The organism is Thalassospira sp. Z349TD_5 (assembly GCF_056173045.1).
In genome coordinates this window covers 1,451,954-1,468,932 of sequence record NZ_CM149654.1, presented here as the reverse complement: position 1 = coordinate 1,468,932, position 16,979 = coordinate 1,451,954, and the positions used below count along the sequence as shown (strand labels likewise).

17 protein-coding genes are annotated in these 16,979 nt (G+C 55.1%); 11 read left to right on the top strand and 6 right to left on the bottom strand.

The annotated features are described in order from the left end of the window. Window positions 1-243 precede the first annotated feature (243 nt). From AC0VXT_RS06565 to AC0VXT_RS06535, 7 genes are all read left to right on the top strand, one after another. Window positions 244-579 (top strand): RebB family R body protein, encoded by a 336-nt coding sequence (locus tag AC0VXT_RS06565; RefSeq protein ID WP_022730201.1) that lies wholly within the window; start codon window positions 244-246, stop codon window positions 577-579. Between the two features lie 125 nt (window positions 580-704). After that, window positions 705-1,037 carry a RebB family R body protein gene (locus AC0VXT_RS06560; protein WP_102785315.1) on the top strand — a complete coding sequence of 111 codons (333 nt, stop codon included), beginning with the start codon at window positions 705-707 and terminating at the stop codon, window positions 1,035-1,037. Window positions 1,038-1,048: 11 nt separating this feature from the next. Then, complete coding sequence (locus AC0VXT_RS06555; RefSeq protein ID WP_475547993.1) at window positions 1,049-1,366, top strand: RebB family R body protein; 318 nt, start codon at window positions 1,049-1,051, stop codon at window positions 1,364-1,366. Window positions 1,367-1,528: 162 nt separating this feature from the next. Beyond that, window positions 1,529-1,753 carry a RebB family R body protein gene (locus tag AC0VXT_RS06550; protein WP_022730198.1) on the top strand — a complete coding sequence of 75 codons (225 nt, stop codon included), beginning with the start codon at window positions 1,529-1,531 and terminating at the stop codon, window positions 1,751-1,753. A 122-nt stretch (window positions 1,754-1,875) separates the two neighbouring features. After that, a complete protein-coding gene (locus AC0VXT_RS06545; RefSeq protein WP_475547992.1) occupies window positions 1,876-2,199 on the top strand; it encodes a RebB family R body protein in 324 nt (107 codons plus the stop codon). 63 nt (window positions 2,200-2,262) lie between these two features. Beyond that, complete coding sequence (locus AC0VXT_RS06540) at window positions 2,263-2,526, top strand: RebB family R body protein (RefSeq protein ID WP_475547991.1); 264 nt, start codon at window positions 2,263-2,265, stop codon at window positions 2,524-2,526. Window positions 2,527-2,618: 92 nt separating this feature from the next. After that, window positions 2,619-3,197 carry a hypothetical protein gene (locus tag AC0VXT_RS06535; protein WP_475547990.1) on the top strand — a complete coding sequence of 193 codons (579 nt, stop codon included), beginning with the start codon at window positions 2,619-2,621 and terminating at the stop codon, window positions 3,195-3,197. Between the two features lie 64 nt (window positions 3,198-3,261). On the opposite strand, the gene AC0VXT_RS06530 is transcribed toward AC0VXT_RS06535, so the two are convergent. The 3 genes from AC0VXT_RS06530 to AC0VXT_RS06520 all read right to left on the bottom strand — a co-directional run bounded on the left by AC0VXT_RS06530 (window position 3,262) and on the right by AC0VXT_RS06520 (window position 7,089). Beyond that, window positions 3,262-4,566: an adenylate/guanylate cyclase domain-containing protein gene (locus AC0VXT_RS06530; RefSeq protein ID WP_475547989.1), complete on the bottom strand. Its 1,305-nt coding sequence runs from the start codon at window positions 4,564-4,566 to the stop codon at window positions 3,262-3,264. Between the two features lie 193 nt (window positions 4,567-4,759). Then, a complete protein-coding gene (locus AC0VXT_RS06525) occupies window positions 4,760-6,367 on the bottom strand; it encodes an ATP-binding protein (RefSeq protein ID WP_475547988.1) in 1,608 nt (535 codons plus the stop codon). After that, a complete protein-coding gene (locus tag AC0VXT_RS06520; RefSeq protein WP_101304407.1) occupies window positions 6,364-7,089 on the bottom strand; it encodes a response regulator in 726 nt (241 codons plus the stop codon). Before AC0VXT_RS06520 ends, AC0VXT_RS06525 begins: the two co-directional genes overlap by 4 nt. 207 nt (window positions 7,090-7,296) lie before the next feature. On the opposite strand from AC0VXT_RS06520, the gene AC0VXT_RS06515 reads away from it, so the two are divergent. Then, window positions 7,297-7,950 (top strand): hypothetical protein, encoded by a 654-nt coding sequence (locus AC0VXT_RS06515; RefSeq protein WP_475547987.1) that lies wholly within the window; start codon window positions 7,297-7,299, stop codon window positions 7,948-7,950. A gap of 225 nt (window positions 7,951-8,175) precedes the next feature. Next, window positions 8,176-8,676 carry a GNAT family acetyltransferase gene (locus AC0VXT_RS06510; protein ID WP_475547986.1) on the top strand — a complete coding sequence of 167 codons (501 nt, stop codon included), beginning with the start codon at window positions 8,176-8,178 and terminating at the stop codon, window positions 8,674-8,676. A 64-nt stretch (window positions 8,677-8,740) separates the two neighbouring features. On the opposite strand, the gene glpD is transcribed toward AC0VXT_RS06510, so the two are convergent. The 3 genes from glpD to AC0VXT_RS06495 all read right to left on the bottom strand — a co-directional run bounded on the left by glpD (window position 8,741) and on the right by AC0VXT_RS06495 (window position 14,563). Beyond that, a complete protein-coding gene (gene glpD / locus AC0VXT_RS06505; RefSeq protein ID WP_475547985.1) occupies window positions 8,741-10,309 on the bottom strand; it encodes a glycerol-3-phosphate dehydrogenase in 1,569 nt (522 codons plus the stop codon). Between the two features lie 241 nt (window positions 10,310-10,550). Continuing rightward, a complete protein-coding gene (asnB, locus tag AC0VXT_RS06500) occupies window positions 10,551-12,434 on the bottom strand; it encodes an asparagine synthase (glutamine-hydrolyzing) (RefSeq protein ID WP_475547984.1) in 1,884 nt (627 codons plus the stop codon). Window positions 12,435-12,619: 185 nt separating this feature from the next. Continuing rightward, entirely contained in the window at window positions 12,620-14,563 is a 1,944-nt protein-coding gene (locus AC0VXT_RS06495; protein ID WP_475547983.1) for a sigma-54-dependent Fis family transcriptional regulator, read from the bottom strand. A 363-nt stretch (window positions 14,564-14,926) separates the two neighbouring features. Here AC0VXT_RS06495 and adh point away from each other — a divergent pair, with 363 nt between their 5' ends. Further along, window positions 14,927-16,447: an aldehyde dehydrogenase gene (adh, locus tag AC0VXT_RS06490; protein WP_475547982.1), complete on the top strand. Its 1,521-nt coding sequence runs from the start codon at window positions 14,927-14,929 to the stop codon at window positions 16,445-16,447. Between the two features lie 77 nt (window positions 16,448-16,524). Then, on the top strand, window positions 16,525-16,926 hold the full coding sequence (locus tag AC0VXT_RS06485; protein ID WP_475547981.1) for a DUF779 domain-containing protein: 402 nt from the start codon (window positions 16,525-16,527) through the stop codon (window positions 16,924-16,926). Window positions 16,927-16,979: the final 53 nt, after the last annotated feature.

Here is a 16,979-nt window from a genome sequence, read left to right as displayed (position 1 = left end):
GTCAAACATATGGCAGGCTGGTCCCGCTCCGGATCTTCTGACACACGGGTCACCATCAAATCGGGCGGTCGTTTCCATCAGCGACCGCCCGATTTTACGTGGATCGCGCCCCAATTTGCGGTCCGCAAGTTTTTGCACAAGTTCCGTCACAACCGATCTGGCCCCCCGTCATCTGACTGATCCCGCAAACTACGCGGAAAGGGCCGGATTCCGGCACTTCTTTAGGCAACCAGGAGATACACAATGGCTGATAACACTCCGGTCAATGGCATGATCACGGATGCAGTAACCCAAGCCAACGTAAAGGTTTTGGGGGATGCTCCTGCCATGGCCATGGGCTCGCTGTACCAGTCGCTGGCGCATTCGCACGGCATTCTCTACGAGAACGCCGTCAGCACCCAGCAGCAGGTCGGCATCTCTTCACAGGCCGCAACCAACCAGGGCGTCATTCAGGTCTATTCGGTCGATACCATGGCCGGTGCCGTTGCCACCTCCAAACTCGCAAACAGCGATGTGCCCGACAACATGCTTTCTTTGTTGTCGGCTCTTAAAGCAACGACCGGCACTGCCGTGTCGTAACACCAGATTGGTTTCGCCGCCGAACCGGCCCGGCATGCAGTCGCTTGCCGGGCTTTTTCCATCACAAAAGTCGCTGGCGCACGTCATACCGATAAGTCCCCATTTCGCCAGCCAAGGAGACGGACATGCCGGCACCATCGGGAACACCCCCACAAGACGGCACGCAAGCAGATCAAAGCCAATCCAGCCCGCCGCAACAGCCGCAACAATCCTGGTACGTCGCGGAACATCCCCCCTGTCAGGTGTCCAGTCAGGTCACCGACAGCGTTGCGATGACCAATGTCGCGACCATTGGTGTCGGGCCAAGTTACGCCGCCCTTCAATCCATGCTGGGTCAGTCGCAATCCCAAAGTGTCTTGATGGCCAATATGGTTTCCGCCCAAAGGCAAAATGCGATGGTTGGCATGACCACCATGACCAAGGGCATCGAACAGATCATGAATCGCCGTAACCAGTAAGGATCAAAGCGATGAGCAATTCCCATGAAGTTGACGAGCAAATCACCGACAGCGTGACCCAGACAAACACCACCGTCATTGGCAATGGCCCGGCAATGGGGACCATGCAGTCCTATCTATCCCAGGCACAGGCGCAGGGCATTCTGTTTGCCAATATGGTCAACGAACAGCAGCAACTGGCCGTGGCAAGCCTTGCCACCACCATGGAATGCGCGAAATCGACCCTGTCGGTTCAGGACAACAAACCAAATTTTTTTACGACGGCTCCTTTGAATGTACGTCAGCCTACCAATCCGACGAAGCCGGACCCGAACCACAATCCGACGTAAATGACGGCGACACTGCCCCCGAAGCCCCGCCCGACGACGACCCACCATGGTGGGAACAACTTGATGAACGTTTCGTGGGTAAGGGTAAGGGCAACGGCACGACCGATGAGCAATCCGAAGGAAATGGCACCTCAGGTGTGTCGTGAGGACGGAGCATAAACCATGAACGATATCGTCAATCCACAAGTCACAGATGCGGTCACCCAGACCAACGTGAAAGTTCTGGGCGAAAGTCCGGCACAGGCGGTGTCGATGGCCTTGCAATCGCATTCCCATGCGACGGGGCTTGCCATGGAAAATGCCACATTGGTTCAGGGCAACATGCAACAGGTCGTCAATACATCGACATCGAAACTGGTCGCCCTGATCACGGCACAGGCGGGATAGCCGTCAATCGGCGAACGCCCCCGAAAATAATCGGCAAACGATCTGGCGAAATTTGATCACAATTCTTCTCATCATGCGTCAAAAGGTGTGCGGTCAGACAGACCGCTTATTCGGAGGATACAATGGCTATTCCAACCCCGGTGAACGGTCAGATTACCGATGCAGTTACGCAAACTTCGGTAAGCGTTCTTGGATCCGCACCCGCCAATGCGATGGGCTCGATCTATCAAAGTGCGGCGCATTCGACATCCATCCTGTTCCAGAACGCGGTGCAGGCCCAGCAGCAATCATCGATCTGCTCGCAGGCCGCCACCAACCAGGGTGTCATGCAGCTTTATTCGGTCAATACCATGGCCGGTGCAGCGGCAACGAGTAAGGTGTCAAATTCCGACAACAGCAATACGCTTTTGACACTCCTGATCATTTTGGCAGCAACCCGCCGCTAGGCACATGACATGACCCGTCCGATCCATCATCGGACCATGGTCACTTAAACTGAGGGCGTGCAGATGGCAGACAACACCCCCGTAAATTCACAGATCACGGATGCCGTGACACAAACCAACGTCAAGGTTCTTGGCGAAGCGCCTGCCCAGGCGATGGGGCTTGTGTATCAAACCATGGCGCATTCCATCAGTCTTTCGATGCAAAATGCCATGCAGACCCAAGGTGGCCTGCAGCAGATCGGCAATGCCGTCACATCGAGCGCGTGCAAGATGATCCTTGACACATCTGGCGGCGGCATGGGCGGCGGAGGCAACAAAAATTCGTAATTTCTGAGTGGTCATTCGATGGGCCATGAGGATGTGCCCCAACAGCATTGAACAGACGCGCAAAACACCCGTCAAAGCAAATGAGGTTCTTCATGGCAGACGATGACACCCCCCCAAAGCCAGCTAGCACTGACACCAAGGGCGCGGATGATCCGACCACGCCTGATGCCGCAGACAACACGGATGCCAAAGATACCAAGGATGCGAGTGGCGGCAGCACCGGTGCCCCGGATGCCCCAGATGCCCCCAAAGCATCGGGTGGCGATGGGTCTGACAAGGACACGCCGTCCTCGGACAGCCCGCCTGCCGCATCTGGCACGCCCCCGCTCAGCACTGCATTGAACCCGCAAATCGTTCAGGCGGTTGGCACAACCAACCATGCGGTTCTAAACGGAGCCATTCCGGGGGCCAATGGGGTGGCTTATCAAAAGGTGGCGCAGGCAGCGGCGTACGCGGTGCAGGATTCAACAGACTATATGCGCAGCATCATGTCGATGGCATCAGCGACAACTGGTGTCGCCATGCAAAAGATGCTGGCAACCAAAGAAGTCCAGCCTTACAGCGACATCATCGAAGCCGCATCCAAGGCCGTCACCGACGCGCAGAAAACGTTTACAAGCGTTGGGACGTCGGCAAGTAGTGTTGTGAAGGATTTTGACAGTATGGCGTGACGGCATCTGCCGTCTGTCATCTGGCAGATAACAGCAGTGTCCTGAATGCTGAGCGGCTGGGATATTACCCAGCGCGCATCAGTTCAAGACGATGACATGCCTCGGAGAAGTCAGGGGCAAACAGCTTGACGCTGACCCCGGTCCCTTGCAGCTCATAGGCGCCCATTTCCACGGTTGGGCAGGAAATGAAACTGGCGACGGTCTGGCTGACCAGAACGCGTTTGCCCAGTTGCTTGGTCAATTGTTCGATCCGGGCGGCTTCGTTGGCGGCCTGACCCACAACGGTAAAATCGACCCGTTCGGGAACCCCGACATTGCCATAAATCACATCCCCGACATGCATCCCCAGCCCGTAATCAAACGGCGGTTTACCGGATTCTTCGCGCGTCGCGTTGAGCTGATCGATGTTAAGTTGTGCCTCGGCAGCGGCATACAGGGCGGAAACGCAGGCGGTTTCGACATTGTTCTCATTTTCGTCAATCGGGAAAATTGCCAGTGTCGCATCGCCGATATAACGCAGAACCTGTCCGCCGTGTTTCAACACCGCACCGGCGGTTGCCGAAAAGAAATCATTCATTTCACCCAGGAACGCATCGTCCCCAACATGGGTTGCAACCGATGATGAGTTGCGCATGTCCGAGAACCAGATCACCGCACGGGTTTTGGTGCTGTCGCCCAGTTTGATCTGACCATTGCGCACGCGTCCACCGGCATCTGATCCCAAATAGGTTTCAAGGATGGTTTTGGTTTCTTCGTGGTTGATGCGCATTTTGCACGACACGGCAAAGCGGCGCTGAATGCCCGACAGCGTTGCAAGGTCTTCGTCGGAAAAACCACTTGGGCGGCGCGTCATATAGGTCATGAAAATGCGGTTACTGCCCAGCGTACTGTCACGGTCGGTGACAAAGGGCGTCATCAACGCATAGTAATCTGTGCCGCGATTGCGGCGGAAACTTTCAAGGATCGGGAAATCAAGAACCGCACCCGGCCCGATCAAATGGCGGCGCATGAAACTGACATCTGAATCCGACATCCATTTAAGCGGACTATCGGCCCAATCGGGATCATCATCGCGCACCCCCATATGGGTCGAACGTTCAACCGAATTGCTGTCCTTTGACCAGACATAAGAAACCCCTTCGTAAAGGGGGTGCAGGGTTTTGAACGCCACCATCACACGGTCGATGGGAATACCGGCCGCGACCAACCGACGCACCATGCCATTGAGGATCTCTGAGATGTCGGTATCTTCGAGCGCGCATTCCATCACCCAGTCGTTGACAGACCGGACAAACCCGCGCGCTGCCTGCGCCGAATTGGTGCCGGGCAACGATGTCACTACCGATGAAGATGCATTTTTGTCGCTCATTGCCTGCTCCGCAGATTTCGTGCCTTAATTATCGCATTGCCTAGATAGAACAGCAACGCAATTTCGCAATTGCGAATTGGGAAACAGTCTCTTTCCCGCCAGACAAATGACCATCAGTCATCAATCATGCAAGTTCGAATTTTAAAAAAACTGTAACCTGCTGAATTCAAGGCATAATGTTTAGGCTAAGGGCCTACAGCTTTGCAGGTGGAAGATAGATCCGGGCCAGCAATCCGCCCTGCGGTGCATCTTCAAGATAGATTTCGCCGCCATGGGCCCGAATGGCCGTGCGCGCGATGGCCATCCCAAGACCAATCCCCCCGGTATCGCGATTGCGCGATTCTTCAAGCCGGAAGAACGGTTCAAACACCTGTTCGCGTTGATCAATCGGGATGCCCGGTCCATCGTCAGATATCTCGATCCAGAGGCCGTCATCATCGGCATCCTGTATGGCGACTTCGACCGTGGCACCATATTCAAGCGCGTTGGATACCAGATTGCCAAAGGCACGTTTTATCGATAACGGACGGCATGGGTAGACGCGCGGGGTGACCTCGCCGGAGAATGCGATGGGACGTCCGGTTTCAGCCAGATCTTCGACCGCGGATTCAATCAGTGCGGCGATATCGATTTTGCGGGTTTTCTCGTTGGCGGTTTCTTCGCGCGCAAAGGTCATCGCGGCTTCGACCATCTGTTCCATTTCATTGAGGGTTTCAATGATCCGGGCGCGGTTTTCCGGGTCTTCGACAAATTCGGCGCGCAACCGCAAGGATGTTATGGGGGTGCGCAAATCATGCGAAATCGCCGCCAGCATTCTGGTGCGGTCTTCGACAAACCGTTTTAGACGTGCTGTCATACGGTTAAACGCCTTGGCGGCACGGCGAATTTCAAGTGGTCCGGTTTCTGGCACCGGTTCGGGATAATCACCCCGCCCGACCCGGTCGGCCGCCCGGGTCAACACCGCCCATGACCGCGAAATACGCCGGGCCAGAAAGAATGTGATGATCCCGATGACAAGGGCCGACATCACAACCCGGATCACATTATCAAAGACAAACCATGGCGGCGGCACCACCCCACCAATCATCGCTTCGAGCCAGATATGGGGCATCCCGTTTTCCGGCATTTTGTCTGAAACAGTTGAAAAAATCGGGACGGCAAGCTGCATAACCGGTGCAGCGTGACAATCAAACCGTTCAAGATAACGTAACGCCCAAGGCGCATTACGTTCACCATCGGAATGCTGATCATAGCGCCTTAAATCCTGAAGGCCGTCCTGATATTTCTTCTCAAGCGCTTCTTCAAGAATGTCTTCGGCATCCTCATAAGGCCGGGCGGCATTTTTATCATGTGGCTTGCCATATTGCTCATGCCGGGTATTTCGCAGACGTTTGCGTTCGGCCCAACAGGCGTCTTCGGAAAGGATATCGACCCGTGCCTGCGCCTGTGGGGAGGTCGCAAGAAATTCGTTCAATCCGTCGGTTAGTCCTTCGGAGACCAGATCATCGGAATTGACAACAACCGACTGGTCCACCAGACGCAACCGGGTGTGTGGTGACTGTGCAACACGCAGCACATCCCGCCAGTTTTCCGCAGGCGTGGCCGCCAATATCCGTGAAATTGCCGCCACACGTGACAGCGCATTGCCCCGCCGTTCAGATGCCAGCGCATCACGGCGTTCTTCGGCCAGCAATATGCCCAGAACCACATGGGTCAGAATGATCGCGCCCAGCAGCAGAAACACCAGCTGCCCGGTCAGGGTTCTGGGCCAAAGGCGCGTGATCAGGCGGCGGCGGGTCATATCTTTGTCACCTCGCAGGTGAACATATATCCCCCACCCCATACGGTTTTAATCAGGGTCGGGTTTTTCGCATCACTTTCGATTTTCTTGCGCAAACGGCTGACCTGATTATCAATGCTGCGGTCAAAGGGAATGGCATCACGCCCGCGCGTCAGATCCAAAAGCTGATCCCGGTTCAAAACCATGTTGGGATGTTCAACAAAGGCACAGAGCAAGCCGTACTCGCCGGCACTGAGCGGTAAGACAACATCTGTGTCATCGCGCAATTCATGACGGGTCCGGTCCAGCACCCAGCGATCAAAACCGATTTCCCCGACTGGTGATGGTCCCTTGCGCCCGACGGGCAGGCTTTGGGCACGGCGCATCACGGCCTTGATCCTTGCCAAAAGCTCACGCGGGTTAAATGGTTTGGCCAGATAGTCATCCGCCCCCATTTCAAGCCCGATGATCCGGTCGGTTTCTTCGCCAAGGGCGGTCAGCATAACCACAGGCACATCGTGGTTTTCACGCAACCAGCGACACAGGCTTAAGCCGTCTTCGCCGGGCATCATCAAATCAAGTACAATCAGATCAGGATGCAGGTTATCGCCCATCAAGCGGCGCAATTCACGACCATCCGATGCCAGTGTGACACGGTATTCATGTTGGCGCAGATACCGCCCAAGCAAATCGCGGATATCGCGGTGGTCATCAACAACAAGAATGTGGGGCTGGTCGCTCATATATCGCTGCCAATCATTAATCGTTAAGCCCCCTAACCTATCGCGTTGGCAGTCACAGCTGAAACCTCAATTTGTATCAAATTGTCGCATTTGGCTGTTTTGATAATTGTTGCGACCAATTTCCCCTGTTTGCGGGATCATTTCGCGACAAACAGACGTCATAACAGACCTCGACAAACGTTATCCCCCACCCAAACGAGGTTTCCGATGAAACGCAAAACATCCCTTAAAATCGCCGCGGCCCTGATTGCGTCAACTTTGATCGCACTGCCAGTTGCATCGGCCTATGCCGGTAGTGATGGTCATCATGGCGGCAGAATGCTTGAGCAAGGCCAATTCAAGGAGTTCGGGTTTGATGGCAAGCACCGTGACCATGACAAGCGCGGCATGTTTGGCAAACAGCACCGCGAACGTGCAACCCCGCTTAGCGTTGACGAAGCGCGCATTCTTGTTGATGCGATGCTTTTGCGGTCCGGTGGTGACGACCTTAAAATCGGTGACGCGTTGTTGGCAGAAGAACCCGGCAAAATCGATGTTTTGCTGGTGAATGGTGCGGGCGATCTGGTGGACGTTGTCAGGTTTGACGCCAAAAAAGGACGCCTTGATCACGGTGAGCGCCGGTCGCTTCGCAAACTGATGCCGCGCCCGGACAAGGAGGCACGTTTTGACCGTTCGTTTACCGACGCGCAGATGAATACGCTGGCCCAGGCCATGGTGATCCGGTTTGGCCAGGGGGAGCTTAAACTTGGCAATATTTCGCAAACCGATCGTGGCACCTACGTCGCGACGGTGACCAACAAGGCGGGCGATATTGTCCGCGAAATGGAACTGAGCCGTGTGACCGGACGCCCGATCAGTTAACGGCTTAGATCGACCCCACCCCAAGGTTCGGGGGTTTTCTCCCAACCGATACCCCGAACCTGTCCCCGACGCCCCTGAGGTTTTCGCCTCAGGGGCGTTTTACGTGGCACGCGAAGATAAACGGGGCATGAGAAGGATAGTGTAATGTCTGAATTTTTTCGATTTGACCTCGGTCGGGGGTGACATCATGGTTCTTTTCTTTGACCTGAAATGAATTGCGCCATCATGATCAACACGCTGTCGGACCCCACCATCAAACCCGCCCCAAGAACCGCCACCGAGGCCGATATCCCCGCCATTTCAAACCTGTGGCAGGAAACCGGCCTTTATCGCCCCTATAACCCGCCAGAATGGGATGTCCGGTTTGCCCTTAAATCCAAAGAGGCAACCTTGCTGGTGTGGGAAGATAACAGTGATAACATCATCGGATCGGTGATGGCCGGTCACGATGGCCATCGTGGCTGGATTTACTATCTTGCCGTTGCCCCGGATTTACAAAAATCGGGACTTGGTCGGAAATTGATGGAGATCGGTGAAAACTGGCTGCGCGATCAAGGGGTTTGGCGCATGCAATTGATGGTGCGCTCGGAAAACAGCAAGACGCAGGACTTTTACCGTCATCTTGGCTATCGCGCGCTGGATGTCACGGTCATGCAAAAAGACATCGACACCCCACCGGCGGAACGCGATGACATGACAGCGCCCCCGAAACACACGCAAATCTGATCGAAACCGGCGTTGAAAAAGCTGTCGGCTAACGCCCTTTTTCCGATTGCCGTCAGGGTAACAGTTACTCTGCGGCGATCTTGTCGGCTTGTGCGCCCGCCAGTCGTTTTTGCAGCACGGCCTTTTGATCGTCAGTTAACCGCAAGCCCAGTTTTGAGCGGCGCCAGATCAGATCATCAAGGTCGCGCACCCATTCCTGATCGATCAGATAGCGCACTTCGGCGTCATACAGGTCATGGCCATAGCACGGCCCAAGATCAGAAAGGGCGTTTGCCGTTCCTAAAATGGTTTCGATCCGGGAGCCATAAAGCCGCAGCAAGCGGGTAAGCAGTGCCGTGGGCAGCCAGCTATATCGTTTGGCAAAGACGTCATATGCATCGTCAAAGGATGCATTGGGCAAATCGCCACCGGGAAGCGGTGCGGATGCTGTCCAGGGTTGATCCTTATGGCCAAGCTGGTCCGAGATGATCTGCAATGCGTGCTCGGCCAGTTTGCGATAGGTGGTGATTTTGCCGCCAAAGACATGAAGGGCGGGCGCATCGCCGCTGTTTGCTTCGAGTTTTAGCGTATAGTCACGCGATATCTTTGACGCGTTTTCGCCGTCGCCATTGCCGGCATAGAGCGGACGGACCCCGGAATAGGTCCAGACCACATCATCGGTGCTGACGGATTTTTTGAAATAGCCGCTGGCGAGCTTGCACAGATAATCAACTTCGTCCTGATCGATTTTGACCGTTGATGGATCACCGGTGAAATCAACATCGGTGGTGCCGATCAGGGTGAAGTCATTTTCATAGGGAATGGCAAAGACAATCCGGCCATCGCCATTCTGGAAGATATAGCAATAGTCGTGGTCAAACAGTTTGGGCACCACAATATGGCTGCCCTTGACCAAGCGAATGTTCGCCTTGGTTTTGGATTGCACAGCGCCGCCATCGGGTTTGATCAAATCGGCACACCACGGCCCGGCGGCATTGATCAGCATTTTGCCGATGACAACGCGGTCATTCTGATCGTCCGCACGGCGGAGGGTGACGTTCCATTGCCCGTCATTTTGCGTGGCCCCGACACATTTGGTGCGGGTGAGGATTTCGGCCCCGTTTTCACGGGCATCCATGGCGTTGAGCACCACAAGACGGGCATCATCCACCCAGCAATCGGAATAGACAAAGCCCTTGGTGACATCTTCGCGCAGCGGCTCCCCCGCCACATGGGACGCAAATGAAATGCCCTTGGATGCGGGGAGTTTTTTACGCCCGCCAAGGTGGTCATATAAAAACAGGCCCAAGCGGATCATCCATGCCGGACGCAGGTCTTTGCGGTGCGGCAGAACAAACCGCAGCGGCCAGATGATATGCGGCGCATTGCCCAGCAGAACTTCGCGTTCGGTCAGGGCTTCGCGCACCAGACGGAATTCATAATGTTCGAGATAGCGCAAACCACCGTGGATCAGCTTTGTGCTGGCCGAGGAGGTCGCACTGGCAAGATCATTTTGTTCACACAGCAAGACCTTCAGGCCGCGCCCGGCCGCGTCACGGGCAATCCCGGCCCCATTGATGCCGCCACCGATGATGATCAGATCGTAATTTGATGTGCCGGAGTTTGATGTGCCAGAATTTGACGTGCCGGGCATTGCGGTTCTCTCTGCGTTTGATGGGTTGGTATCGCCATAAATAGTTCATTTTCGAAAATTTACAAGTTTCGAATTGTGACATTTTTGCGATTGAGGGAATGGAACCCATGAAGACACACGTACCGTATGACATCAAAAACCGGCCTGTTTTGGTAAATTTCGCGAATGAAAAAAGGCAAAAAACCCGCCTGACAGGCAGACGGGTTTAAACGCACAACAGAAATGGACGGGTATCAGATGGTTATGTCAGCCAGCGTTGTTGCCAGTCAGACAACATGGCAATGGTCCAAAGCTGATGACCCCAGTTGCGACGGCCTGACATATGTTCCTGATGCAGGCGGTCGATATAGCGGCGATCCAGCCCAAGATCATTATACAGCGCATCATTGGCCAGATGGTCGCCCATCCATTCGCGTAACGGCCCGCGCAGCCATTGTGCCAGTGGCACACCAAAGCCGGTTTTCGGCCGATCAATCATTTCGCGCGGCACGTATTTATAGAGAATCTGGCGCACGGCATATTTGCCGACCGACCCGTTCAGCTTTAAATGTGCCGGCAGGCGCCAGCCAAATTCGATCACCCGGTGATCGATGAACGGCACGCGGACCTCAAGCGAATTGGCCATCGATGCGCGGTCGACCTTGGTCAGCACGTCATCGACCATATACATCATCGTATCCATGACCTGCATCGAGGACACGTAATCAAGATTGCGGTTGCGACAGAACTTTTCGCCCGGCACGCGGATTTTTTTGCGGCCCTCGCGACGCCCAAGCAATTTGTCGGTGTCAAACAGCGATAACAGCGCGTGATAGCGATCGAGATCGTCCTTGATCGCCAGCAAAGGCGCGGCCTTGTGGATTTTATCGCCAATCGCACTGGTCGCAAGCCCGCCCGGCACCAGCCCGACCAAATTGTCCCACTGTTCGGGCGATAACATGGTTAGCATACGGGCGACCATGGAGGCGCCAAACGGAATGCTGCCTGCGGCCTTGCTTAATTGGCGGGCCCAAAGATAGCGGGTATAGCCGCCAAATGTCTCATCCCCGCCATCACCCGACAGCGCCACGGTGACTTCCTTACGGGTCAGGGCGGAAATCAGATAGGTCGGGATGGCGGAGCTGTCAAAAAATGGCTCGTCATAGGTTTCCGACAGCTTTGGCACCAGATCAAGTGCGTCCTGCGGGGTGACATAAAGTTCGGTATGATCGGTTTTAAGGTGACGCGCCACTTCCCCGGCAAAGGCCGCCTCGTTAAAGGCGGCATCTTCGAAGCCGACCGAAAATGTTTTAACCGGACGGTCGGAGACCGATTGCATCAGGGCGACGATGGTCGATGAGTCAATCCCGCCCGATAAAAACGCGCCGAGCGGAACATCGGCGACCATGCGACGCGAAACCGCATCGCGTAGCAAATCTTCAAGGGCGTCAATCGCACTTTGATCATCCCCGCTCCAGGCGTGGGTTTGGCCATTTAAAACCGCATCCTCGACCGACCAATAGGCAAACTCGGATGCCTGATCGTGCCCGGTAATTTCAAGAATATGACCGGGCTTGAGCATCTTGGCGTGGGCATAGATCGAATGGCCGGACGGGACATAGCCAAACCGTAAATAGGCTTCCAGCCCGGAATGATTGACTTCACGCGAAATCGCGTTGCCCGCAAGCAACCCTTTGACCTCGGATGCAAAGCCGATATTGCCGTCATAGCGCGACCAATAAAGCGGCTTGATCCCCAAACGGTCGCGCACCAGAGTCAGCTTGTTGGCGTTCCGGTCCCAAAGCGCGATGGCAAACATGCCAATCAGGCGCTTGACCGTTTCGCGCACGCCCCAATGGGCAATACATTCAACAATGACTTCGGTGTCGGAATGGCCGCGCCATGCGATGTTGGCACTGGCAAGTTTCTGGCGCAGTTCTTCGGTATTATAAATCTCGCCGTTATAGACCATGACATAGCGGCCATTGGCCGAATGCATCGGCTGTTTACCGGCATCGGAAAGATCAATAATTGCCAAACGGCGCTGACCAAGGGCCAGCCCGTTTTCCGTGTCACACCAGACATCACCGCCATCAGGTCCGCGGTGATGCAACGCGGCATTCATGCGCGAAACAGTATCGTGCAATCGGCTGGCGTCACCTTGCCCAGATAGCCATAAACCGGCAATTCCACACATAAAATAATCCTGTAAAACCCTGCCGTTACTTAAAACAATAACGGTGCATTCTACAATGAAAACCTTCTATAAAGAACGACTTGCCCCCAGAAAACGGCGTCACCCGATGCCCCCGCGCAACCATCAAAGAAAAATCAGGCCTTTTCGATGCCCAGTCGCGCCATGCGGCGATAGAGGGTATTGCGGCCAATCCCCAAGGATTTGGCGGTGTTGCTGATGTGCCATTTCTGGTCATCAAGCAATTGACGTAAAGCAACCTCTTCGGCGTGTTTCATGGTTTGTATTGGCGACATCTTGGCATCGGCCTCTGACGCCATGACTTTGAAATCATCGGGCAAATGATCGCGGCGGATCACGCCGTTTTCGGCAAAGACGCAGGCATATTGCAACACATTGAGCAACTCGCGCACATTACCCGGCCAGCGGTGTGCGACCAGCATGGCAAGAACTTCATCATCACAAGCGACGTTGGCGGCCATGCTGCCCAGCAACCGGGTGATCAAGTCGGCAAGATCGCTGCGTTCACGCAAAGCCGGAACCGCAAGGCGCGCGCCCTTGATCCGATAGAGCAAATCTTCGCGGAACGTGCCGTTCGTCACCGCCTTGGCCAAATCAACATTACTGGCGCACATCAGGCGGAAATTGACCGGGACTGATTTTGTACTGCCCAACGGCTCAATCGTGCGGTTTTCCAGAACCCGCAACAGCCGCCCCTGAGCTGTCAGCGGCATATCGCCAATTTCATCAAGAAAAAGCGTGCCGCCATTGGCTTCGCGGATACGCCCACCAAAGCCATCGCGCGCCGCCCCGGTAAAGGCGCCACCGGCGTGACCAAACAGTTCGTTTTCAATCAGCCCTTCTGGCAGGGCCGCGCAATTGATCGCCACGAAATTGCGTGATTTGCCCACCGCCGCATCATGGATGTGACGGGCAAGATATTCCTTGCCGCTGCCGGTTTCACCCGACATCAAGATGTTGATATCACGCGCATGCAGTCGCGATCCGATATCAAAGATACGGCGCAACGCCGGATCACGGTCGGGCATTTCAGTTTCGGGCGTGGTTGCGCGCACCGGTTTGACCGGCATGGGCATTGATGTTGCCCGCCCGACAAACTGACGGCGCAGTTTTTCGGGCAAGGTGATACTGCCAAACAACACCCCGCCCCCGGCAATATTGACCGCCATGGCTGGATCGGCCTGATCACGCCCAATATCAGCATGAAGATGTTTGCGACCGGCACTTTGATTGGCGAATTTTGCCAACAAACTATCGACATCCATTTCAAAGACATCGCGAATATCGCTGGAACTGCTGGCGGCGCGCAAGATACGGCGCGCCATGGATGTCGCCCCACTGATCGTGCCATCCGGCGCGATGGAAATCATTGCATCGCGGGTTGATCCGACATGCTGGGCTTCGGGGTGAAGGTGCAGGATAATGTCACCTGCCCGCTCGTCAAAAAACAGGATGCGTTCAAGCGCCTCGGCATAGTCGGCAATCATGCCGCGCACCCGCAGGCAATCGGTGCGTTTAATATCATCGCGCACAGCGGAAACATCCAAAACCGAACAGACATCGCCATCGGGGCTAAACACCGGGGCGGCGGTACAGGTCAGGGCAGAATGCTGGGAGAGGAAATGTTCATCCTTGTGGATGGTGATCGCGCGACCTTCAACAATGCAGGTGCCAATGCCGTTGGTGCCTTCGCGTTCCTCGCTCCAGACGGCACCGGGCAAAAGGCCGTTGGTGCGAAAGGCTGGCAGCAACGAATGGGCCGCCACACTGTCAAGGATTACACCCTTATTATCAGTCAGAAACACCGCATAGCCCGATGCATCAATCTTGCGATAGAGCGTCCGCACCAGATCATGGGCATGGTGATACAGCCGCCCGTTGCGGTCACGCAGCTGCCGGGTTTGGCTTTCGGGCATGACTTCGGGACGGCGCAATGTATCGTGGGCCAGACCAAAGCGTTGTTCACACCGTTGCCAGCTTTCAAGGACTGCACGATTTTGGGCCGCACCGCTTAGCTGCAAGGCGGCTTCAATCCGTCCGCCGGAAAAATTTCCTGACATAGACGTTATCTCCCTTGCGTCGGCGTTTTGACCCGGAACGTCCGGTGCGCGGCTTATGCCGCATCCGATCACAGGCCAGATATTACCACATCAAACCCCTGTCACGCCAACCCGTTTCAGACCCAATCCACCGCGCAATCGCACCTGTTCCATAAATGGAACAATTTGCTCCACATGCGCCAAGAAAACGGGCACATCCCAAACACTCTCCTCCGTTTCAGAAGTCATCCATCCACCTGAAAAAGCATCGTTTTTTGTCTGATCCGGCGTGCGACACCCAAATGGCATGACCTTTGCGGGACTGGTGGGGTCACAATTAAAAAACGGGCGAAAAAATCGCCTGTGGATCTCGGAGGAACCAAAATGATCTACAAGAATCCAAATGATGCCGGTAGCGTCGTCAGCTTCAAATCGCGCTATGAAAACTATATTGGCGGTGAATGGATCGCGCCGACCAAAGGCCAGTATTTCGAAAATGTCTCGCCCGTGAATGGCAAGGTATTTTGCGAAATCGCCCGGTCCTCAAGCGAGGACATCGAAAAGGCCCTTGATGCCGGTCACGCCGCGGCCGAGGCATGGGGCAAAACATCGGTCACGGAACGCGCCAATATCCTTAATAAAATCGCCGACCGCATGGAACAGAACCTTGAAATGCTGGCGGTTGCCGAAACATGGGACAATGGCAAGGCGGTGCGTGAAACGATGGCGGCCGATATCCCGCTGGCGATTGATCATTTCCGGTATTTTGCCGGTGCCATCCGGGCACAGGAAGGGTCATTGGGCGAAATTGACGACAACACGGTTGCCTATCACTTCCACGAACCACTTGGCGTTGTCGGGCAAATCATTCCATGGAACTTCCCGATCCTGATGGCGGTCTGGAAACTCGCCCCCGCATTGGCAGCAGGTAACTGTGTTGTCCTGAAACCCGCCGAACAAACCCCGGCATCGATCTGTGTGTTACTGGAACTGGTGGGTGATTTACTGCCCGCAGGTGTGCTGAACGTCGTGCAGGGCTTTGGCGTTGAAGCAGGCAAGCCATTGGCGCAAAGCAACCGGGTTGCCAAGGTCGCCTTTACCGGTGAAACCACCACCGGGCGTCTGATCATGCAGTATGCATCGGAAAACATCATTCCGGTCACACTGGAACTGGGTGGCAAATCCCCCAACGTCTTCTTTGATGACATCATGTCTGCTGACGATGATTTCCGTCAGAAAGCCGCCGAGGGCCTTACGATGTTTGCCCTTAATCAGGGGGAGGTTTGCACCTGCCCGTCGCGCGCCCTTATTCAGGAAAACATCTATGACAAGTTCATGGATACGGTCCTGTCGCGCGTTGCCAACATCAAACAGGGCAACCCGCTTGATACCGACACCATGATGGGTGCACAGGCATCAAATGAGCAGATGGAAAAAATCGTCTCCTACCTTGATATCGGCAAACAAGAAGGTGCCGAAGTCCTTTGCGGCGGCGATAAGGCCGATCTTGGTGGGGATTTGTCGGATGGTTTCTATATCCAGCCGACGATCTTTAAGGGCCATAACCGCATGCGGATTTTCCAGGAGGAAATCTTTGGTCCGGTGGTATCGGTCGCCACCTTTAAGGACGATGCCGAGGCCCTTCATCTGGCCAATGACACGCTTTATGGCCTTGGCGCTGGTGTGTGGACCCGTGATGGCACGCGTGCCTATCGGTTTGGCCGGAACATCAAGGCCGGGCGTGTCTGGACCAACTGTTATCACCTTTATCCGGCCCATGCGGCCTTTGGCGGGTATAAACAGTCGGGCATCGGGCGTGAAAACCACAAGATGATGCTGAACCACTATCAGCAGACCAAAAACCTTCTGGTGTCTTACGATCCAAAACCGATGGGCTTCTTCTGATCTAACGGGTTTATTCCCAGCCGGACGCGGAACCACCATTCCGCGTCCGGTCACCTTTCCGAAAGACAGAGGTGAAGATGACAAGATCAGACAAAACACCTGACAGGGTCACCGCAACCGATGCGGCCATTGCACTGATCGGCAAGCTTAAATCCATTCACGGTCCCTTGATGTTTCATCAGTCGGGCGGGTGTTGTGATGGCAGTGCGCCGATGTGCTTTCCCGATGGTGAGTTCAAAACCGGTGATCAGGATGTGCTTCTGGGCGAGATTGACGGCAGCCCGTTTTACATGGGCCGCGCACAGTTCGAGTACTGGCGGCACACGCAACTAATCATTGACGTTGTCGATGGACGCGGCGGCATGTTTTCGCTCGAAGGGCCGGAAGGCAAACGCTTTTTAACCCGGTCACGGGTGTTTAGCGATGCCGAATGGCAGGCGTTGAAAGCCGCCGAGGAAAAGGAACCAATCGACAGCTAAACCGGTTTGATGAACCGCCAGATGGCCAACATCACACTGCGACGATGGATATT